The 21,727-nt window shown below is 40.3% G+C and carries 16 protein-coding genes and 1 pseudogene; 8 read left to right on the top strand and 9 right to left on the bottom strand.

Annotated elements, in window-relative coordinates; genetic code table 11:
• Positions 1-44: 44 nt before the first annotated feature.
• The gene (locus PHY84_RS01035; RefSeq protein WP_299856812.1) at positions 45-674 is read right to left on the bottom strand and encodes an NAD(P)H-dependent oxidoreductase; all 630 of its coding nucleotides are present in this window, start codon (positions 672-674) and stop codon (positions 45-47) included.
• A gap of 58 nt (positions 675-732) precedes the next feature.
• Here PHY84_RS01035 and PHY84_RS01030 point away from each other — a divergent pair, with 58 nt between their 5' ends.
• The 4 genes from PHY84_RS01030 to PHY84_RS01015 all read left to right on the top strand — a co-directional run bounded on the left by PHY84_RS01030 (position 733) and on the right by PHY84_RS01015 (position 5,136).
• Complete coding sequence (locus PHY84_RS01030) at positions 733-1,170, top strand: YchJ family protein (RefSeq protein WP_299856811.1); 438 nt, start codon at positions 733-735, stop codon at positions 1,168-1,170.
• Positions 1,171-1,227: 57 nt separating this feature from the next.
• Entirely contained in the window at positions 1,228-2,349 is a 1,122-nt protein-coding gene (locus PHY84_RS01025) for an ABC transporter substrate binding protein (protein ID WP_299856809.1), read from the top strand.
• Positions 2,350-2,460: 111 nt separating this feature from the next.
• Entirely contained in the window at positions 2,461-2,955 is a 495-nt protein-coding gene (locus tag PHY84_RS01020; protein WP_299856807.1) for an SCO family protein, read from the top strand.
• Between the two features lie 249 nt (positions 2,956-3,204).
• Complete coding sequence (locus PHY84_RS01015; RefSeq protein WP_299856805.1) at positions 3,205-5,136, top strand: EAL domain-containing protein; 1,932 nt, start codon at positions 3,205-3,207, stop codon at positions 5,134-5,136.
• Here PHY84_RS01015 and mnmH read toward each other — a convergent pair.
• Together mnmH and selD are read right to left on the bottom strand one after the other, a co-directional pair.
• The gene (gene mnmH / locus PHY84_RS01010) at positions 5,067-6,188 is read right to left on the bottom strand and encodes a tRNA 2-selenouridine(34) synthase MnmH (protein WP_299856803.1); all 1,122 of its coding nucleotides are present in this window, start codon (positions 6,186-6,188) and stop codon (positions 5,067-5,069) included. The two genes, PHY84_RS01015 and mnmH, sit on opposite strands and share 70 nt — an antisense overlap.
• Positions 6,188-7,219, bottom strand: a complete 1,032-nt coding sequence (gene selD / locus PHY84_RS01005; RefSeq protein WP_299856801.1) for a selenide, water dikinase SelD — start codon at positions 7,217-7,219, stop codon at positions 6,188-6,190. The genes mnmH and selD overlap by 1 nt, the downstream gene beginning before the upstream one ends.
• Before the next feature lie 105 nt (positions 7,220-7,324).
• Here selD and PHY84_RS01000 point away from each other — a divergent pair, with 105 nt between their 5' ends.
• Positions 7,325-8,578: an NAD(P)/FAD-dependent oxidoreductase gene (locus PHY84_RS01000; RefSeq protein WP_299856799.1), complete on the top strand. Its 1,254-nt coding sequence runs from the start codon at positions 7,325-7,327 to the stop codon at positions 8,576-8,578.
• On the opposite strand, the gene PHY84_RS00995 is transcribed toward PHY84_RS01000, so the two are convergent.
• Positions 8,559-9,110, bottom strand: a complete 552-nt coding sequence (locus PHY84_RS00995) for a thiamine phosphate synthase (RefSeq protein WP_299856797.1) — start codon at positions 9,108-9,110, stop codon at positions 8,559-8,561. The two genes, PHY84_RS01000 and PHY84_RS00995, sit on opposite strands and share 20 nt — an antisense overlap.
• Positions 9,111-9,270: 160 nt before the next feature.
• On the opposite strand from PHY84_RS00995, the pseudogene PHY84_RS00990 reads away from it, so the two are divergent.
• The 3 genes and pseudogenes from PHY84_RS00990 (at position 9,271) to PHY84_RS00980 (ending at position 13,944) form a co-directional block, all read left to right on the top strand.
• Positions 9,271-11,535, top strand: a pseudogene (locus PHY84_RS00990) (ribonucleoside triphosphate reductase).
• Complete coding sequence (locus tag PHY84_RS00985; protein WP_299856795.1) at positions 11,498-12,199, top strand: anaerobic ribonucleoside-triphosphate reductase activating protein; 702 nt, start codon at positions 11,498-11,500, stop codon at positions 12,197-12,199. The pseudogene PHY84_RS00990 and the gene PHY84_RS00985 overlap by 38 nt, the downstream one beginning before the upstream one ends.
• Positions 12,200-12,240: 41 nt before the next feature.
• Entirely contained in the window at positions 12,241-13,944 is a 1,704-nt protein-coding gene (locus tag PHY84_RS00980) for a nitrite/sulfite reductase (protein ID WP_299856793.1), read from the top strand.
• Here the strand turns inward: PHY84_RS00980 and PHY84_RS00975 are convergent.
• Genes PHY84_RS00975 through PHY84_RS00955 form a run of 5 tightly spaced genes read right to left on the bottom strand, consistent with a single transcriptional unit; the run spans position 13,931 to position 21,724 of the window.
• Positions 13,931-14,605, bottom strand: coding sequence for a response regulator transcription factor (locus tag PHY84_RS00975; protein WP_299856791.1), 675 nt, complete (start codon positions 14,603-14,605; stop codon positions 13,931-13,933). The two genes, PHY84_RS00980 and PHY84_RS00975, sit on opposite strands and share 14 nt — an antisense overlap.
• Positions 14,577-15,806: a PAS domain-containing sensor histidine kinase gene (locus tag PHY84_RS00970; protein WP_299857035.1), complete on the bottom strand. Its 1,230-nt coding sequence runs from the start codon at positions 15,804-15,806 to the stop codon at positions 14,577-14,579. The genes PHY84_RS00975 and PHY84_RS00970 overlap by 29 nt, the downstream gene beginning before the upstream one ends.
• Before the next feature lie 50 nt (positions 15,807-15,856).
• Positions 15,857-18,178, bottom strand: a complete 2,322-nt coding sequence (gene opgB / locus PHY84_RS00965) for a phosphatidylglycerol--membrane-oligosaccharide glycerophosphotransferase (protein ID WP_299856789.1) — start codon at positions 18,176-18,178, stop codon at positions 15,857-15,859.
• Positions 18,179-18,191: 13 nt separating this feature from the next.
• Positions 18,192-20,912, bottom strand: coding sequence for a DNA polymerase I (gene polA / locus PHY84_RS00960; RefSeq protein WP_299856787.1), 2,721 nt, complete (start codon positions 20,910-20,912; stop codon positions 18,192-18,194).
• Positions 20,912-21,724: an HDOD domain-containing protein gene (locus PHY84_RS00955; RefSeq protein WP_299856786.1), complete on the bottom strand. Its 813-nt coding sequence runs from the start codon at positions 21,722-21,724 to the stop codon at positions 20,912-20,914. The genes polA and PHY84_RS00955 overlap by 1 nt, the downstream gene beginning before the upstream one ends.
• Between the last annotated feature and the right edge of the window lie 3 nt (positions 21,725-21,727).

Genomic DNA, 21,727 nt, shown 5'->3' with positions numbered 1-21,727 from the left:
CGGCTTCCGCAACCAAATTCATTAACTTTTGCATCATAAGAAACCTATTCTATAAACTCAACAACTTCATCAAAAGAGAGTCGTAACTGCGCTGATTGTTCGTTTACCCTGTAGCCAAAAGGAATAATAAGTGAAAGTTGATATACTTTAGTATCAAGTCCTAGAAGCTCCTCAACATGTTCTTTTTCAAACCCCTCCATCGGGCAACTGTCGATGCCAAGTGTTGCGGCACATGTCATCATATTTGCAGCGGCGATATAGGTCTGTCTTGCACTCCAGCAAAGTGTATTTGCATCGTTTGAGAGTGTTTTTTCAAGATGTTTTGCGTACAAATCTATATAAAAATCAAACTTCTCTTTTGGCATCGCTCTTCTTTGGAACCTCTTTGCAGGCACTCCCGACTCCACTCGCAAACTCTCGATTGCCGCTAAGACAACCACCAAATGCGAACAAGTCGTGATTTGTGGCTGATTCCAGCAAAATGGTTGGAGTTTGGCTTTTAGCTCCTCATTTGTGACAACCAAAAACTTCCACGGCTCCATCCCAAAAGAGGACGGCGACTTGCGTCCAGCTTCTAGTATCTCTCTTATCTCTTTGTCGGATATCTTTTTATTCTCATCAAAAATCTTGCACGCATGCCTAAAATCCATCGCTTCACCAAATGTTTTGTGCATTTTTACCTCTTTTTTTTGAAAAATTGTACAATAATAAAGAAAAATTTATGGAGACTGTATGAAGTGTTATTGCGGCAGTAAAAAACCTTTTAGCAAGTGTTGTGAACCTTTTTTGGAGGATAAAGCGTTGCCTAAAACACCCGAAGAGCTTATGCGTAGCAGATATAGCGCTTATGTGGTGGGCAACGGTGCTTACATAGTAAAAACAACAACAAAAGAGAATCGCTATGAGGATGATGTAGCACTCATAGAAGAGTATGCAAAAAGTGTGGAGTGGCTTGGGCTTGAGGTCGTTGCGTCAAAAGAGCAGACGGTGGAGTTTAGAGCTTACTATAAAGATGGCAATGGCATAAAAGTACAGCATGAAAAGAGCAATTTTATCTGTGAAGAAGGGAATTGGCTCTATAAAGATGGAAAAATTTTCAACTCCAAGATAGAGCGCAACGACCCATGTCCATGCCAAAGCGGCAAAAAGTATAAAAAGTGTTGTGCATAAAAAAATTTAATCCATTCTCTGATATGATACGACAAAATCACTCAGGCGGGTTAGTCTTTGTTAAAAATATTTTTTCTTCTATTTTGTCTTGCATATGCGCTCTATGGTTCACAAAAAATAAGGATTTTTGCTCTGCACTCCTACTCTCAAGAGTATGAATGGACAAAAAACCAACACTCCTCTTTTGTCTCAACGCTTGAGCAAAACACTCAGGAGTTTGAAATTTACAGTGAATATCTTGATACAAAACGCGTAGATTTTACTCCTGAGTATCAAAACAAATTTATCGAATATCTACAAACAAAATACGCTGATGCAACTCCGAGTCTTATCTATGTTTCTGATGACAACGCTCTTCGTTTTGTGCATGAGCATTATGAGAAACTTTTTCAAAACAGTACAAACAAAATACCTGTGTTTTTTTCCGGTATTAACGATTTGGGTATGCATGAAAAACTTCCAAACGACATCTATGCAGGCGTGTATGAGCTAAAAGAGATAAAACCAAACATAGAGCTAATAAAGCAGTTTTCTCCGCAGACAAGAGATATTTACATTGTCGGTGACAACTCAAACACCTATGAGTTTATAAAAAAAGAGATTCAAACCCAAGAGGCTGTTTTTGCAAATTTGAAATTTCACTATATCGGCGAGGATGAGATTTCAAAGATTGAGAGCCAACTGCCAAACAAATCGAAAACTTTTGTTATTTTAACAACCATCGGCAATATAAAAGATGAAAAAAAGAGTCTGCTTTTACCACAAGAGTCCATACGAAGAATGAAACAAAACAAAGAACTTGTCATCATGAGCATGGAAGACGCTTATATGCACAAGGGCGTTGTGGGCGGTTATGTAACAAGCGGTTTGCGGCAAGGCGAAGAGGCTGCGAAACTAGTGCTGCGCTATCTTGATGAAAAAACGCTAAAAAATGTAGCTTCTCTGCTAAAGAGCCCAAATTTATATATTTTCAACTCAAAAGAGCTGGTGGAAGCAAGAGTGATACTCTCTGAGTATATCGCAAGAAACTCTACCATATTAGGCAAAGACAAGGATTTTATCGAAAAAAACAGAACAGTCCTTCTAAATATTTTTGCAGTTATGACGGCTATTTTCTTTTTCACAACAGTCACTCTATATGTGATGCTACAAAAAAAAGATTTTTCATCACAAGAGTAATACAAATTGAGTATAAAATATAAAGCAGCCCTCTTCTTTGTCTTGCTTCTATTCTTCAGTGCTGTCCCGTTTATACACTCCATCTTTTTTAGCCAAAATTCCCAAGGTGTTATGGTGATTGAAAAAAATGTAAAAGCTGATTTTATAAAAAGCGATAAAAAGTTTGTACTGCTTTTTTTTGGATATTTTGGATGCAGAGATGTCTGTACACCAATCTTAGAGGAGATGTCAAAACTCTATGAATCCAAAGAGTTTGAAGAGCTAAGAGAGAGCGTGGATGTTATATTTGTAAACCTTACTCCTGAAGTTGACTCGTTTCAACCGGATCTGTTTGCAAAGTATTTTAACAATGCTTTTAAAGGTGTTTATCTCTCAAAGGGCGAGCTGTTTTCTATGGACAGGAATTTTGAACTATACTTTGCCAGAAGTCTTAGCGATGATACGGAACTTAACCATACCGACAATATTTACCTTATAAAAAACAACCAAAACAGCAAAGTATTAAAATCAATTTACTCTACCCATCCCATACAAAGAAAAAAGCTAATTGATGATATTATTTCACTTAAGGGCACCTCTAAAAACTCTAGCCATCTTCAGCGATAGAGCCAAGTTCACAATCAAGGCGGCTCTTTGCAGCCCTAGCTAAGGCTAAGGCAAAAAGAGGCAACGCAGAGTGTGGGCTTGGCTCTATCGCCCTACGGGAGGGTTCAAAAAAGCGATATGCCGCAAAACTTTTTATCGCCTTAGCGTTGGCTAAGGCTCAAAAAAGATTTTGCGTCCTCTCATCTTTTTTGATTCCCTCTGAAGACGGCTAGAGTTTTTAGAGGTGCCCTAAAGAAGCAGGAGGGATAAGTGAAAAAAATAGTTAATTACATATTTTCATTCCCAGAAATTCCTAGCTACGCAAAGATGAATTTTCAGCTCTTCCATATCGAATCAGACAGGGTTATGTTGCGATTGCTTGTATTGCAATGGGCGATTGCAACATTTGTCACATCCATAAAATACTCTACATATTACTACGGATTTTTCAGCGGTGCTTTGATTGTTTTACCTCTGGTGCTGCTCTACAAACATCTCAAGGGAGAGAGATATTTCAGATACTTTATAGCAGTTGCCATGATGCTCTTTTCTGTTATCTTCATACAGCAGTATCTCGGCAGAATTGAAATGCACTTTCATGTCTTTATCGCCATGGCGATTTTGACACTCTACAAAGACGTGATGCCTCTTGTATTTGCGGCAGCAACAACGATTATACACCACATTGTTTTTAACTATCTCCAGCTTTACGAGGTTTCGCTTTTTGATATGCCTGTCATGGTTTTTAACTATGGCTGCGGATTTGACATCGTCATACTTCATGCTATTTTCGTAATCATAGAGCTTTTTGTTTTGGGTTATATCGTAAGGCTTCAAATAGAACATACTATCAACATCAATGAATCACAAAACCGGGTCAATGAACTTAACAGAGAGTTGGCTCATCTCTCTATGCATGACATGCTTACAGATTTGCCAAACAGATTGAACCTCAACGAAAAGATTCAAAATATACTCATCGATGCAGAAAAAAATGCCAAAAAATTTGCAGTTATATTTTTGGATTTGGATCATTTTAAAAATATAAACGATACACTAGGGCATGATATCGGCGATGCTCTTTTAAAAAGAGTTGCCGCCTTGCTCAAAGAGAGTGTTTCGAAAGATACTCTTATAGCAAGAATAGGCGGTGATGAATTTATCATGGTGGCATCGGACTTCAATGACCAAAACGAACTTGTACCTACTATCAACAACCTGCTCAATAATTTTAGAAAAGATTTGTTGATAAAAGGATACTTGCTAAGACTCTCGGCAAGCATAGGTATTTCTATCTATCCTGACGATGCACAAAATGTAAAAGATCTTATGAAATATGCTGATATTGCTATGTATAAGGCCAAGGGAGACGGAAGAGATAATTTCAGCTTTTTCTCTCAAGAACTCAACACAAAAGTACATACCGAAGTCGATATTGTCAATGATATGCAAAGAGCATTTGCAGAGAATGAGTTTCAACTCTACTACCAACCAAAAGTAGATGCTCTAAATGGAAAAATAATCGGCGCAGAAGCTCTTTTGAGATGGCAGCATAAACAAAAAGGCTTCATACCGCCAAGCCTCTTTATCCCGCTTGCGGAAAACACCGGCTTTATCCTCAATCTCGGCAAATTTGTTATTCAAAGCAGTACGCAGGCTATAAAGCGATTTAGCTCTCTTGGTTTTAAAGATTTGAGCATATCCATAAACGTCTCTACAAGACAGTTTCAAAATAGCAATTTGTATCAAGATTTGAAAGAGAACATAGAATACAACCGCATAGACCCTACTCAGCTCGGAATTGAAATAACGGAGGGTGTCATACTCAAATATGTAGAAAACACACTGAGCGCTTTAAGAGAGATAAAAAAACTAGGTGTCTCTGTTTATGTAGATGATTTTGGCACGGGGTACTCATCTCTCTCATATCTTAAAAAATTTCCTATAGACACATTGAAGATAGATAAAAGTTTTGTTGATGACATCGTCGATAATGAGAACGGTAAATCGCTTGTCAATACGATTTTATCTATGGGCAAGAGTTTGCATTTAAAAACTGTTGCAGAGGGCGTTGAAACCAAAGAGCAGTATGAGTTTTTACGAGACAACGGGTGTGACGCTATCCAAGGCTACTATTTTGCAAAACCGATGTGTGAAGATGAGTTTATCGCATTGTTAGAAAAAGACAAGATGTACTCCTGAACTTCTTGCTCGTTCCCGCGAAACGCAACCCTCTCTGAGCGTTTTTGTATCTGGTAGTCGTACATCGGGTCATAATACTCTCTTAGCAGATACTCTATCCACTTCTCATGCTCCTTTAATGAGCCGTCCTCTTTTTGCTTCTTAAATGCCTCTTCAAAAAGTCTATTGACATATTCATAACGCTGGTTGCCAAGTCGTCTTTGGATACGCTTTATGGAGTTTTGGATATTTTGCTCCCAACCATCTTCAAATCCTGCATCACGGTAGGCTTTTTGCGCCTCTACGACATACTCTTCAAGCGTTATGGCAATGCGCTCTTGCATAGGTCTCTCTAAGATAACAAGCGGTGCGTCCGCCATGGATGCCACAAGGCTCTGTGGCATAAAAACAGAACCTACATGTTTGCCCTCGTCCTCAAAAACAAGCTTTTTATGTCCCTCTTCTCGCTTTGTGATTAGCTCGTAGGCTAGATTGTTATCAAAATTTATCTGTGATGTTTGCGGGGTCACTTTTTGTCCAAATGAAGAGCCTCTATGGTTTGCAAGAGCTTCAAGGTCGATGGCATTGGAGAGTTTTTTTAATTCTATAGTTTTGCCTGAACCTGTTCTTCCACCCAAAATGATAGGGTTAAAATGGCTTCCAAACTCTTCAAGTTCCCCTAAAAGATAGCTTCTAAATGCCTTATATCCGCCCTTTAAGCGGCTTATCTCTCTGCCGCTCTCTTTTATCCACTGTTGTGCTATTTTAGAGCGCTGTCCGCCACGAAAACAGTAGAGAAGTGCAGATGGGTTTGCATCTATAAAATCACACCACGCCTTCACCCGCTCCTCTTTTACATCCCCGCTTACAAGCTTATGTCCTAACTCTATCGCTTTTGCATTACCCTCATTTTTATAGCAAATCCCAACTAAACGACGCTCTTCATCGTCCATGATGGGAAGATTGAGAGCATTGATAAATGCTCCGCTTTGAAACTCCACAGGCGCACGAACATCCAAAAGCGGCGTTTTGTTTAAAACAATGGACTTGAAATCATCAAAAAACTCAGCCACTAGAAAACCTCTACCAAATGCTCTTTTTTTGCAACACTCTCGCCTATTGGCTGAAGTGTCAAACCTGCTTCACGCGCTACTTCGTAAAACGCATCCACGCCATCTTTTTTAACAAAAACAAGCAGCCCCCCGGATGTCTGCGCATCGCAAAGGATTTCTCGCTGCTGCTGCGTCATAGGAGAGATTTTATGCCCGTAACTCATAAAGTTTTTGCGTGTCCCTCCGGCAATGCACCCAAGAGTTCTGTATTTTTCCACATTTGCAAGAAGCGGAACTTTATCAAACCAGATATTTGCGCTAATACCGCTTGCCTCGCACACTTCGCTCAAATGCCCCAAAAGACCAAACCCCGTTACATCAGTCATGGTAACAACACTCTCTAGGTGTGCCAAAGATGCACCGATTTTGTTAAGCGTAGTCATAGCCTCAATCGCCACATTTATGTCACCCGCTTCTATCTTTTTTTGCTTTTGCGCCGTTGTCAGTATGCCGATGCCGATAGGTTTTGTCAAAAAGATATAACAGTCTTCGACCGCGCCGCTGTTTTGCATAAGGTTTTCATTTTGAACTATACCAGTTACCGCCAACCCAAAAATCGGCTCTGGAGAGTCTATGGAGTGTCCGCCCGCAAGAGGAATGTCAGCATCCCTGCATGCCCTGCGCCCGCCTTCAATCACCTCTTTTGCCACATCCGAGGAGAGCTTATCGATAGGCCATCCAAAAATCGCAATCGCCATCAAAGGTTTGCCGCCCATCGCATAGATGTCGCTAAGTGCATTTGTAGCTGCAATACGCCCAAAAGTAAAAGCATCATCTACAATAGGCATAAAAAAGTCCGTAGTAGAGAGAACCGACGAACCATCCCCCAAATCATACGCCGCCGCATCGTCTTTATGCTCGTTTCCCACAAGAAGCTGCTCAAAAAAAGGTTGCGCGGCACCGCTTTTTAATATCTCATCCAACAACATCGGAGAGATTTTGCATCCGCACCCTGCACCGTGACTATACTCTGTTAATTTTATCTCTTGCATTTTTTTCCTGATTTTTGGTTGTAAAATTTTGTGCAATTTTACTCTACTTTTACATTGTTTTCAATCTTTATACCAAACTCAAAAATAATTTCATTACAATTACGTATGAAAAAGAGCAAAGAATACAATCTTATCGTAGTTGGTGCGGGAGCTGCCGGGATGATGGCTGCCATCACTGCCGCAAGAGACGGTAAAGACGTCTTGCTTTTGGAAAAACTCTCCCATATCGGCGCAAAGCTCAAAGCCACCGGCGGGGGACGATGCAACCTTACAAACACGCTTGGCAATGAAGATTTTATGGCTAAGTTTGGTCGCAACGGTCGCTTTATGCAGGATGCGCTTAGAGTGTTTGACCATAAAGCTTTAATACAGTTTTTACAAAGTATCGGTGTTACAACACACGCACCTGATGGCTTTCGCGTCTTTCCTACTTCTCATTCTTCACAAACAATTTTATCGGCTTTTGAAAATGAGATGCAACGCCTTGGCATAGAAGTTTTAACATCACAAAAAGTTGAAAAAATTTTACATTCACAAAATAAAATAACAGGCGTAGAGACTAACAACGGGATATTTTATGCCCGCAATGTTATAGTGGCAACAGGCGGACTTGGGTATCCTGCTCTTGGCGCAGAGGGAGAGGGACATGAGATGGCAAAAGAACTGGGACACAAAGTAACACAACTTCACCCTGCCATGATGCCGCTTTATGTTAAAGAGGAGTGGGTGGCTGCCTGCCGTGCCGATACGATTGCAAAAGTTGAACTTCGTATTGATATTAAAAAATATAACAAACTAAAAGCTACCGGAGATCTTATTTTTACAAAAAGCGGTATAAGAGGTCCCGTCGTACTTGATGCAGCAAGAGAGATAACTCCGCTTTTAGGCAAATACGGCGAAGTTCCTCTGCTTCTGAATCTTACCAAAGGGATGAATGAGGAGCAAATCACAAAACATCTCAAAGATGCAGCAACAAAAAATCCACAGAGCACCATACTAGAGCTAGTTACAACATTGCTTCCTGCTGCATTATCAAATGAGTTGTGTTGCCTAGCCCAAATTGATGCGCAAACAACCTACAAGAAAATCTCAGGAGTGCAAAGAGCAAAACTGATAGAGCTTCTTGCTTGGACGCCGCTCACGGTTATCGGACACGACGGTTTTAAAATGGCGATGATTACCCGCGGCGGTGTTGATTTAAAAGAGATAGAACCAAAAACTATGCAAAGCAAAATTATAAAGGGCTTATATTTTTGCGGCGAGATTATCGACCTTGACGGTCCATGCGGAGGATACAACCTGCAATGGAGTTTTTCCAGCGGGTATCTTGCCGGAATGCTCAGTAAAAGTAGCGTATAGAAGCAAAGCCGTATGCCTTCGTTTGCTCTATGGCAGCAATATGCTCCTCAGTCACGATACCGCCAAGAGCAAAAACTTTTATCTCGCATATCTCTAAAAGTTCCTTTAAATCTTCTACCCCCTTTGGCTCTCCTTTGTTCGGTGAAGCAAAGATTGGGCTGTAAGTCACGGCATCGGCTCCAAGCATCTGCGCTCTTAAAACCTCTTCGTGTGTATGCGTGCTTATGATTACAAAAAGCCCCATTTCTCTGGCTTGTGCTACTTTATCAAATTGACAGGAAGTCAAATGTACGCCACTTGCACCGAGTTTTTTTGCCAAAATACTATCTTGATGCAAAAAAGGTTTTATATTTTCAAATTTTTTGCACTCCGCAACAAAAGCAGCGGCGATTTCTTCATAATTTTGCGCACCTTTATCACGATAAAGAACAAATTCAGGCTTATGTTCTTTCATCTGTTTACACAAATTTGAACAAAACTCTCCTGAAGTGTCTCCGTAAAATTCCCGAGAGGTTATCAGATATTTTCGCATTTCAAAAACTTCAATTTTTTAAATTTTTTTACAACTCCGTGATTATACCTTGTAGCAATTAATAGAGCCATTCGTGACGCCTCAGTGACATTTTTCATTAGAGTTTTTTAACTTCCATTTCTATAAACTACTACACTTTTTTACAAAACGAGGGATAGCAATGGTTGAAACTATTTTAAAAAGAGACGGGACACAAAAAGAGTTTTTATCTTTTAAAATCGAAGATGCAATCAAAAAAGCATTCAAATCCCAAAATATCACTTACGATAGTACTGTTTTTTTCAATGTTCTTGACCAGCTCAAAACCAAAAGAGTTGTAGCCGTTGAAGATATCCAAGATTTGATAGAAAAAGAGCTATATAAAGCTCGCTATTTTGACGTCATGCGCTCTTTTATGATTTACCGCCATACGCATAAGATGCAAAGAGATTCTCTTCTAAGCGAAGATACAACCTACATCAACTCCACGCAAACCATAGAAGAGTACATCTTGGGAACAGACTGGCGTATTAAAGCCAACTCCAACACAGGCTACTCAAATGCAGGACTTGTAAACAACACGGCAGGTAAAGTCATAGCAAACTACTGGCTTGACAAGGTTTACTCAAAAGAAGAAGGGTACGCCCACCGTAACGGCGACTACCATATCCATGACCTTGACTGCTTAACCGGATACTGCGCCGGATGGAGTTTGAGAGTTCTTTTGGATGAAGGTTTTAATGGTGTTCGCGGCAGAGTTGAGAGTGATGCTCCAAGACATTTCCGTGAAGCATTAGGGCAGATGGCAAACTTTTTGGGTATTTTGCAGAGCGAGTGGGCAGGTGCGCAGGCGTTTAGCTCTTTTGACACCTACTTGGCACCTTATGCTTTTAAAGATAAGCTTCCATTTAACGACATCAAAAAAGCGATAAGAAGTTTTGTATATAACTTGAACGTACCTGCTCGCTGGGGACAGTCGCCTTTTACAAATATCACTATTGACTGGACAGTACCGCAAGATTTAAAAGACCAGATTCCTACATCCAAACAGGTACATCTTTTTAAAAACATTCTTGATAGCGAACTAGAAGAGATGGCAAAACAAAGAGGTGTGAACTCTTTAGAGAGCATGACTTACAAAGATTTTCAGCCGGAGATGAATCTTATCAACCGTGCCTATTATGAGATTATGACGGAGGGAGATTTGACAGGTCAGCCGTTTACTTTCCCGATTCCTACCGTAAACATCACGGAAGATTTTGACTGGTATGGAGAAAACACAGACATTTTGTTTGAAAATACGGCAAAGGTTGGTTCGTCATATTTTCAAAATTTTATAGGCTCACAGTATAAGCGCGATGCAAACGGCAATCTTGTTCCAAATGAAGAAGCATACAAACCGGGGCATGTACGTTCAATGTGTTGTCGTTTGCAGCTTGACTTAAGAGAACTTTTAAAGCGTGGCGGCGGGCTTTTTGGAAGTGCTGAGATGACAGGAAGTATCGGGGTCGTCACTATCAATATGGCAAGATTAGGTTTCTTGTATAAAGGCAACAAAGAGGGTCTTTACAAGCGTCTTGATGAGCTTATGGAACATGCCAAATCTACACTTGAAAAGAAGCGTATGTTTATTCAGGAGATGTACGAAAGAGGCTTATACCCTTATACAAAACGCTATTTACCGGGGTTTAGAAACCACTTCTCCACTATCGGCGTAAACGGCATCAATGAGATGATTAGAAACTTTACAAGCGACAGTTACGACATCGCCGACAAGCGTGGCGAAGAGTTTGCTATCGAGCTTCTTGAGTATATCAGAGATAGAATGGTTCAGTTTCAAGAAGCTACGGGAAACCTTTACAATCTTGAGGCGACACCTGCCGAGGGTACGACATATAGATTTGCAAAAGAGGACAAAAAGCGCTATGGCGGCTCTATCATCCAAGCAGGAATGGGTGATAACATATACTATACAAACTCATCTCAAATACCGGTAGATTTGACAAACGACCCGTTTGAAGCACTCAAGCTTCAAGATGATTTACAGTGCAAATACACAGGCGGAACTGTGCTTCACCTCTATATGCAAGAGAAAATCAGCTCCACAGAAGCGTGCCGCAAGCTCGTGAAAAATGTTATCACGAACTTTAGGCTTCCATACATTACAGTCACTCCGCTCTTCTCAGTGTGTCCAAAACATGGCTACATCCCCGGAGAGCATGAGTTCTGCCCTAAGTGTGATGAAGAACTACTTAGCGATATTGTTGTCGCATCTTAAAAAGGAGGTGGAAAAATGAGTAAGAATGAAGCTTTGGCTATGTTAAAAGACAAAAGACAAAAGTGTACAGTTTACACAAGAGTTATGGGTTATCATAGACCTGTTGAGAGTTTTAACGTAGGGAAAACCGGTGAGCATAAACAGAGAAAACAATTCACTGAGTGCTAAGGCAATCTACGATTTAACAACATTTACCCACTTGGACTATCCCGACCACTTATCGTGTATAGTGTGGTTTGGTGGGTGTAATATGCGTTGTGACTACTGCTATAACAAAGATATAGTTTTTGCCAAAGACGGCAAGTACGGCTATAACGATATCCTCGATTTTTTAAAAACAAGAGTTGGTCTGCTTGAAGCAGTTGTTTTATCTGGCGGAGAAGCAACTTCACACGACTTAACGCTGTTTTGCCAAAAGATAAAAGAGCTTGGTTTTAAAATAAAACTTGACACTAACGGTACAAACTTTAAACAGATAAAAGAGCTGCTTGATTTAAACCTCTTAGACTATGTCGCACTTGACTACAAAGCTCCACAATCGAAGTTTACACAAATCACCCACTCTAACAAATTTGACGAATTTTCCAAAACACTTGATTATCTTATAGAGACAAAAACAAACTTTGAGGCAAGAACCACACTGCACGCTGATTTGTTAAATGAAGAGGATATTAACACCATCATACAAGATTTGAAAGAGCGTGACTATACAAACATCTATTACATCCAAGAGTTTTTAGACACCGGTGTCACCATAGGCAACCTTACAAAACCAAAACATAAAATCAATAAAGCACTTCTCAAAAATGATTTAAAAATCATCTTTCGCTGAATTAGTTTAATTTATTTTTATTATTTTGATAAAATATACTCATGGAAAATAAACTTAACAAAAGAGAACGCTACAAAGCACAGCTTAGACCGATTGATTACTACAAAGATTTTGAAAATATAGATTTTGAGAGCCTCAACGAGGGTGATAGATACTATCTTCAGGATTTTGGCATCTTTAATACAAATTTTTTGGAAGATGAATTTACTATCCGTATCCGTATCTCAGGAGGGCGCATAAGTGCGGATGATTTTCAGAAAATAGCAGATATTGTGCAGGAGTATGGTCTTGCCATCATTCTTACCGCAAGGGGCGGCTTACAACTTCATGGAGTTTGTGCGGAGGATGTGCTAGAGATTCATCAGTGCATCAATGCTTTGGGCGTTACCACTTGGCAGAGTTTTGGAGACAATGTAAGAAATATTGTTACGGATGCATATGACGGGTGCGGTACTTTTAGCGAGATAGAGACCTACCCTCTTGTGATGCAGATGCATGAACACATCATCAAAAATCCACGCTATGTGGGAATGCTTCCGCGCCGTGTCTCAGTCGGTATCTCAGGTAACCGTGCCAATATCACCTCTTTTTTTGCAAACGATCTCTACTTTGCATTGGCAAAAAAAGAGGGAGTTTTTGGATTCAATGTCTATATGGGCGGAAAAAATACCGAAGTAGCTCAAAATGCGGATATCTTTTTGCTACAAGAAGAGGTTGTACCTTTTTTCCAGGCATTTGTGGAAGCCTTCTATCTTCACGGTTCTCGCTTTTCACGCGCAAAAACCCGTATCTTTCATATGATAGAGGAAATCGGGATGGATGGGCTTAAGGCACATATAAAAAGTGAGTATAAAAAAGAGTTTCAGGGTGCAGGAGAGATTGTCTTAGAAAAAGCAAAATTCTCTGAATTTCATCCGCTCAAAGACGGAACATTCGGCTTTTGCTACCAAACAGATTTCTCACGCCTCACAACGGATGAGATAAGAGAAATAGCCTCATACGCAACAAAAAACTCTCTTCAAATCCGCTTTGGAATGGATCAAAACATCTATCTTATCGGATTAAAAGAACCATCGACACCACTAAAATCAAAAGCCATCAGCGATACCATCGTAGCATGTGCGGGCAATCTCTGTCCTTATGCCGTTTGGAGCATCAAAGATGAAACATCATATCTTCCTCTTGCAAAGATTAACGAACACCGCATACAGGTCGGTTTTTCTGGGTGTGCAAAAGGGTGCGGACGACATAGACATACCGATATCGGGCTTATTGGCTTAAAAACCAACAATTTTGGAGATACGGAGGGAGGAGCAAGAATCTTTATCGGTGCGCAGCACTCGACAGGTGGTTTGGCTGCACGACAGCTCTTCTCAATGGTGCCGTTTTTACACCTTGAGAGTGTCGTCTCACTTGTTATAGAGTTTTTTGAACGCAGTGGATACAGTGATTTTGAAGAGTTTGCGGCAAAAGTGCTCAACAACTACTCTGAGGAGTTTGTCTCTCTTTGGGTTTTAGCAAACCTTGAGAGTTCTAAAACTCTTCTGCTTGCATCAAGGGACGTATCGACAACATTTGAAGAGGAAAAAGAGCTTTTGAGAAAAGAGTTTGCAAATCTTGATTTTTGGGAGCATATAGACGATAACTTTTTCAATGCAGTAAGTTATCTCTCTAAAAAACTCTGGACGATAGAAGGGGAAGATCCTCACTATAAACCAAAAATAGAGAGGACTAACTTTCGCTAATTAGCTGATACCCAAAACCTTTTATGTTTTTAACAAGGTTTTTCGAGGTTTTTTCACGCAGGCGCTTGATGAAGGTTCGCACTCTCTCATCACTCGCCTCATTCCCCCACAAGCTCTCTTTTATGGAGACTTCATCAAGTGTTTTGTTTTTACTTTCCAGAAGAAGCGTTAGAAATTTAACCTCATTTTTTGTCAAAGCAACATATTTTTCATTTTTGTAGAGTGAATTGGTCGTTTTGTTGAAAACAAAGCACTCATTTAGCTTCACTACTCTGTCTTGAATTTTAGAGGTGATAGAGTTTATATACTCCAAAATATCCTCTGCATGGTATGGTTTTAAAAAATATTTGCTCACTCCGGCATCTATAGCACCAAAAAGTTTCTCTTTTTCACTAAATGCGCTGAGTACGATTATTGGGATGTTTGTATTGACCTCTCGTATCTCTCTTGCCATCTCCAGCCCAGTTTTATGCGGCATCATAATGTCGGTGATGACGATATCGGGTTTGATTTTTCTAAAGAGTTCCATCCCCTCTACTCCGTCTTTTGCGATGGTAAAACTATGAAAACTATCTCCAATCGCCTCTTTGAGAAGCCTTGCAAGACTCTCTTCATCTTCAACAAGCAGAATTTTAAGCTCTTTTAATGTTCTCTTCTTCATCTTTATCCAATGGAATTTTTATACTAAATATACTATTTTTTTTACTGCTTTTAACATCAAGCGTGCCGCCTAGTCCCTGTTCGCAAATCATCCGCGACATAAAAAGCCCAAGCCCCGTGCCACGGCTTTTGTGCTTTGTCGTAAAGTATGGTTCAAAAATCTTCTCAATATTCTCTTTTGATATACCGCCTGCATTGTCTGCCACCTCAACAAGCACAAAAGCGCCGTTGTTTTTCACGCGCACCACAATCTCTCTCAAAAGAATGCTATTGTGGTTAAAAGCGTCTTTGGCGTTGTTGACAAGGTTGATGATAACCTGTGTGAGTTCGTTTGAGACACCAAGAACATAACCGTCTTGAAGCTCTTTTTTTACCGTTATCATCTCTTCTGCTAAAACATTATCTAAAAGGGTAAGTGCCTCCTCGGCACTCTCTTTGACGTTGAAGCGGTGTTTTTGTTTATTTGGAGAGAAAAAATTTGCAAAATCATCAATCGTTTGTGACATATTTTGTATCGCAAACTTACTCTCATCGTAAAATCTTGAAAAATCATCACTATTTTGAGCTGCAACTGCTTTTTTCATATTGAAAAGTGTAAGGCTTAGCTCCGTAAGCGGCTGTCTCCACTGATGAGCGATGTTGGCAAGCATCTGCCCCAAACTCGCATGGCGTGACTGCCAAAACATCACACGCTGTTTTTGCTCATTTTTTGCCACCTCATCGCTTATGCGTTTTTGAAGATTTTCATTGAGTGCGACTAGCTCTCGTGTCTGCTCTTGCACCCTTTTTTCAAGGCTTTTGTTCAACTCTTCATATGCTGCTTCTTTTCGTAAAAGCTCCTCTCGCAAAAGTACCTCTTTTGTAACATCATAACGAATAGCCACATACTCAACAATCTCTTTATTTTCATCAAGAATTGGTATAATGGTTGTATTTACATAGAAAGTGGAACCGTCTTTGGCAAGGTTTTTGACCGTATCTCTATAGACCTCTCTTTGGCTTATCGTATCCCAAAGAAGCTCAAACTTCTCTTGTGGCACAGATGGATGGCGAACGATGTTGTGGTTTTTTCCAAGCAGCTCTTCTTGGCTGTAGCCGCTTATTTTGCAAAATTCATCATTGGCAAAAGTGATAATCCCATCAGCATCCGTTTTAGAGATAATATTGCTCTTCTCAATCGCCTCTTTATACTGTTTGAGCATCGAAACTTTTCCTAAAACACTATCTTTGGATACAAGAGATGAATTTTTTATCATTTTTTACTATCCTCAAGATTAATTATTTTTAAACTTACCAAAGAGAGTCCAAACCCCCTCTCATCGCTTCCCTCCAACTTCTCTTTTAAAACAAACGGTTTTGGCGGCACTATCTCTATGGTGCTTGCGTTATTCTCATTTTCAAAAGAAAGCAGATACTTTCTAGGCTCTTTGTGTTGCGGCGTAAACTCTTGCATATTCCCACCAACCATGACTTTGACAACATTTCCGACATTCTCGCCATAAGCTCCGCAAACAAGCTCAACTCTAAATTTTTTAGGAAGCGGCTCTACAAATGTAAAACGTGCACTTGGATGCAATTGTGCATCCGTCCATCGTCCAAACTTTTCAGCGTATGAAACACCCTCCATATTTTTTAAAAAATTTGGATACCCCTCTTTTTTAAATACTATAGCATCTTTTATCAAAGCCGGGTAACTTACTCCATTTGCTTTTACCATATTTATCTTTTCCAATACTTTGTTTGTGTCATATATCTGGGTCAACTCTTCGCTCTCATCGCCAATTTTATACTCTCTTAAAGGGTTTATACCTTGAACTTGATAATATTGCCCTACCACACCCTCTGCGACACAATACTTCTTTGCGATGTCTGTATCAAAAATGTAATTGAGCCTCTCACACCTATCTATCCATAAAAACTTCTCATTTTCCTTAAAATGCTCTAACTGCTCATAAAGCTTCCATGCACGGTTAAACTCAAAATACGGCTCAACACTGCTTTGCAAGACCTTAAATAAAACAGGGAGTTTGTAGTGGTTTTCTCCTATATACACCGTCATCTTTTTCAAATCAGTTCTAAAATAGTCCGCCATTTTTGGGAATTTCCAAAAACTCACTATATCATTTCGCCACTGGTTTAAACGAATGCCAAAATCCTCAAACATACCGTAAATAGACTCTTTTTCCCTCAGATTTCTGCCTAAACCCAAATCTGTATGGATGTTAAGAAAAGAGAGTACCGTAGGGGCGACATCAAAAGGAGTTCCTATCTTCTCCTCTGCCACGTATGCGTTGCTCTCAGGGTCAAAGACAACGAAGAGATTGCGTCTTTTTTTTGATTGTTCCAACTTCTCTTTAGCCGTATTTCTCATCGCCAAATGGTCTGAAACTACAACTACAACAGTATCTTTGCCGTACTTAGACTCTTTTACTTTTTTTATAAAATCACTAATTAAAAAATCAGCGCATTTTACGGTATTTAGAATCTTATTTGAGCCATCCATATATAAATTTTTATTACATGAGGCGGAGAGATGCCCGTTTGGATGGTGCGTGTCTAAGGTGTGCAAAAAGAGCGCAAACTTCTCTTTAGAGGATGAGAGATGCTCAAACTCTTTGTATGCCAACTCAAGAAGTGTATCATCATATAAGCCCCATCCATTAACATATCTTTTGTCCTTTACTCGCTTAAGCAGCTTCTCTTTTCCCTCAACACTGTCAAAACCATGCGTCTTATAAAATTTATCCATACCTGAAAATTGGACACTGCTGCCTTGCATCATACTAAGATAGTAGCTCTCTTTTTTCAGCATATCTCCTATACAGAGAGCTTTTGGGTAAAACTTATCCACCCCCTCCATTGAGTTGCCTCCTGAAGTTGTAAAGAGCGGAATAGCACACTGCGTGGCGGTAGTACCCGCTATGGTGTAGTCTGTACCGTTTGTCTGGACGATATTTGTAAATTCAAGAGCATTTTTATCTTGGATAAGCTTACTCATATTTGGCATCAAATCGGCAAATATCTCTTTGTCAAAGTATGTTCTCTCCACGCTCTCAGCATAGATGAAAACTATATTTTTCTTACGCAACGTTCCGTTAAAATCAGAGGGAAACTTGTAATACTCGTAAAAGTCATCTGCTTGCTGGATTGTGACGGAAAAAATGAGATTTTTTATATTGTGCAAAGCCGGGTGTGTCAAAAATGCCAAAATCAAAAATCCGTTATGCAAAAAGGATTTTATCTTTTGCGGTTGCACTGCAACAACGGTGCCAAGATGACGGTAATAAAAAAAAGCCGCTATAAAAAGAGCGACAAAAGCAACAAAAGCAACAGCGATAAGCAGCAGATACTCGCCAAATCCGGCATCGCCAACCCCTAAGTTTATCGTTGCTACAACTGTTTCATTGATCCCGACACCTGTAAAATAGTTGGCTACAAAATAGGCGATAGTTAAAAAACCATATAAAAAGAAGAGAGATGCATCAAAAAGAACTCTTTTTTGATGCTTTACCTTATACCTTGTAGTTGCGACAGCAAAGATGAAGAAAAAAAGTGATAAAAAGATAATGCTCATCTGTACAACAAAGTTATTTTAACTCGCTCCAGTTGTCTCCGATGTTAAGGCTCGCTTTTAGCGGAACGTTGAGCGGCATAATGTTTTGCATGATTTCTTGAAATCTTCTCCCCAAAATCTGGGCTTGTGAGGCATCGGCTTCAAAAATCAACTCATCGTGAATTTGTAACAGCATCTTGACACCAAGCCCCTCATCCTCTATTGCTTTATGGATTTTGTTCATACTTAGCTTGATAAGATCACTGGCACTCCCCTGAAAAAGGCTGTTAACCGCTTCTCTCTCGTATGCGGCTTTAAACATCGGAGAAGCATTTGCATAATCAAAGTAGCGTCTGCGTCCAAGAAGTGTGGCAACATATCCCACCTCTTTTGAAAAGTCCACAACAGAGCGAAAATAACTCTTAACCGTTGGAAAAGCCTCAAAATACTTCTCGATAATCTCTTTTGCCTCTTTTGTCGTGATGCCAAGCGTCTCGGAGAGCTTCTTTTGCCCCATACCATAAAGCAGTCCAAAATTGACCGTTTTTGCGATGTTTCTCTTAGACGCTGCTTCCTCTTCGCCAAAAAGGGCGATAGCTGTTTGCATGTGGATATCTTTATCCTCTCTAAACGCCTCTACAAGCACACGGTCTTGCGTAAAGTGCGCAAGAAGTCTAAGCTCAATCTGGGAGTAGTCTATACCTATGAGCTTCTTGCCCTCTCCTGCCACAAACGCCTCTCGTATCCTTGTGCCGAGTTTTGTTCTAGTGGGGATGTTTTGCAAGTTTGGATTTTTAGAACTAAGTCGTCCAGTAGTCGTTCCGGTCTGCACAAAAGAGGTGTGGATACGGCTTGCCTTGTCCGCACGGCTAAGTTTTAAAAGCGGTTCGATGTAGGTTGAGTAGAGTTTATAGACCTCTCGGTACTCTAAAAGATAGGGGATAACCTCGTGTGCATCCTGAAGTGAACTAAGCACACCCTCATCAGTGGAGTATCCTGTTTTTGTCTTTTTGCCGCTCTCTAATCCAAGTGTTTCAAAAAGTACAGTACCTAGCTGCTGTGTGGAGTTAATGTTAAACTCACACCCTGCCAGAGCGTATATCTTTTTCGTCAAATCATTTAAACTCTCTTTTGCTTCTGCCAAAAAACACTCAAGCGAAGCGCGGTTCACCTCTATGCCTACCCTCTCCATCTTCAGAAGCGTTTTGATAAAAGGAAACTCCACCTCTCTTGCCTCTTTGATAAGATGCGATGCTCCTTGAAGCTCCAACATCTCTAAAAAAAGATGGTAGAGTTTGCGCGTTACATAGGCATCCTCAGCCGCATAGCGACACGCATCTTCAAGTGCCACACTTGCGAAAGTCTCCCCTTTTTTGACGGTATCTTTGTAGTGAAGCATAGTATGCCCAAGCAGCGCTTCAGAGAGTTTGTCAAGTGAGAGTGCACTCTCAGGATTGATAAGCCATGCAAGAATCATAGAGTCCGCAAAAATCTCCAAATCCTCTTCACCCAAAAACTTTAAAACAAAATGCAAATCAAACTTGATGTTATGCCCAACCACAAGTGAGCCAAATATCTTGCGTATCGCCTCTTTTGCCTTGTGTTCTTCTATCTGCTCTCCCACACCGAGATAAAAATGAGCAATAGGAACATAGTACGCTTCCGTATCATTCAAACAGAAACTAAACCCGACAAGAGTGTCTTTTTCATAGTCTAGTCCCGTAGTCTCCGTATCAAAAGCAACAACACTGTCTCTGCTCAAAGTTGCCAAAACCGCATCAATCTCTTTTGCATCGGTAAGAAGTTTTGCTTGAAAGTGAACTCCTTTGCTCTTTTGAACTTCTTCTTCTACTTTTTTTACTGCCTCTTGATGCTCCTCTTTTGTTACAACATTTTTTGCTTGCAGTGTTCTTAAAATAGCGTTTTGCTCATATTTGACAAGCTCGTCATAGATGTTTAAAAATGGATTTTCGATATCCATCCTGTACTCTTCAAAATCAAAATCCCCCAACACATCATCCCTGAGCGTTACAAGTTCTTTTGACATGTAGGCAACCTCTTTTGACTCCAAAAGCTTTTTTTGCATAGCAGCGGGTTTTACACTCTCTATATTTGCATATATAGCATCCAAACTTCCATACTCTTGCAAAAGTTTCTGCGCTCCTACTTTGCCTATCCCTTTCACTCCTGGGATATTGTCCGCACTGTCTCCCAAGATAGCCTGATAGTCGATAAACTGCTTTGGATGGATACCATACTTCTCATAGCAAGCCTGCTCATCAATCGTCTGCTTTTTGATGGCATCTACCAAAACGACTTTGCCATCGTCTATAAGCTGAAAAAGGTCTTTATCGTGTGAAACGACACGCACATCATAGCCTTTTGTCTTTGCAAAGCGTACAACGGTTGCTATCATATCATCGGCTTCATAGCCCGTTTGACCAAGCGTTTTGTAGCCCATCTTCTCTATCCACTCAATGGCTATGGGAAGCTGCATAAGAAGTTCAGCGGGCGGCGGGGTGCGGTGTGCTTTATAGTTTGGGTCTATCTGAGAGCGAAAACTCTCCCCCTTAGTATCGATAGCAAAGATAAGATAATCACTCTCATGCTGCTTTTGAAGAGAGGAGATAAAATTGACAAAGCCCGTCAGCAGTCCTGTGGGAAAGCCCTCTTTGTTTTTGAGGTGCTGCGGCAGTGCATAAAAACTGCGGAAGAAAAAACCAAATGTGTCGATAACAGTAACTATTTTGTTCATTAAAACACTGATTGCATGATGTTATTAATTGACTCTTCCAGCAACTCTACTCTATAACCGGCGTCCTGTGCGATTTTAAGTCCAAAGTTGATAGACACCTCGGAAAAAGGCTTGTTTATAGCAACTACTGTTTTAACAATTTTAAGAGCCGTTGCAAACTCCCTTACCTCACTAGGTGCTTGAGAAGGCGCATCGGAGTAGTGAATCATCTCAATAAACTCTTCATCAAACCCCCAGTGCTTAAAGACAAGCGCCGTCACTTCTCCACATGTGGCATTGACATAAGCTTTCTCCACCATTGCCAGATTATTGGAGTTCTCTACTTCACTCGCAAAACTAATCGCTTCGTCATTTTGAATTACTTCGCTTGCGATAAGGATTTTTCCCGTTTCTTGCAAAAAAGCTGCCAGATATAGTTTTTCGGCTTTTTGTCTGTCTATTTTTTTGTACCAATCAAGGATGAGCGCGGCTTGCAGTGAAGAGATATGAGCAAACTCATCAGACGTCACTCTGTAAGGTTGCATATCGACATTGAGTAGTTTTCTTATGGAGTTTCCTATGGCGATTGAGCGTGTCATGCTCATTCCAAAGAGACTGACCGCCTGTGCAGCATTTTTGATTTCACGACCAAAACCATAAAGCGGGGAGTTTGCAATCTTTAAGATATTTGCAACGATCATAGGGTCATGCTCAATCGCATTTCCCATATCCTTAATAGTCGAGTTTTCATCAGCATAAATTTGGTTGATTTTTACAATTGTTGAGGAGAGCGGAGGAAGTGCTTTAATGTTATCAATGATAGAACTTTTCAAAGT

It is taken from the genome of Sulfurimonas sp. (assembly GCF_028694605.1).
Taxonomy (GTDB): domain Bacteria; phylum Campylobacterota; class Campylobacteria; order Campylobacterales; family Sulfurimonadaceae; genus Sulfurimonas.
The sequence above is the reverse complement of the archived record's forward strand: the minus strand, read 5'-3'. Positions and strand labels throughout refer to the sequence as shown.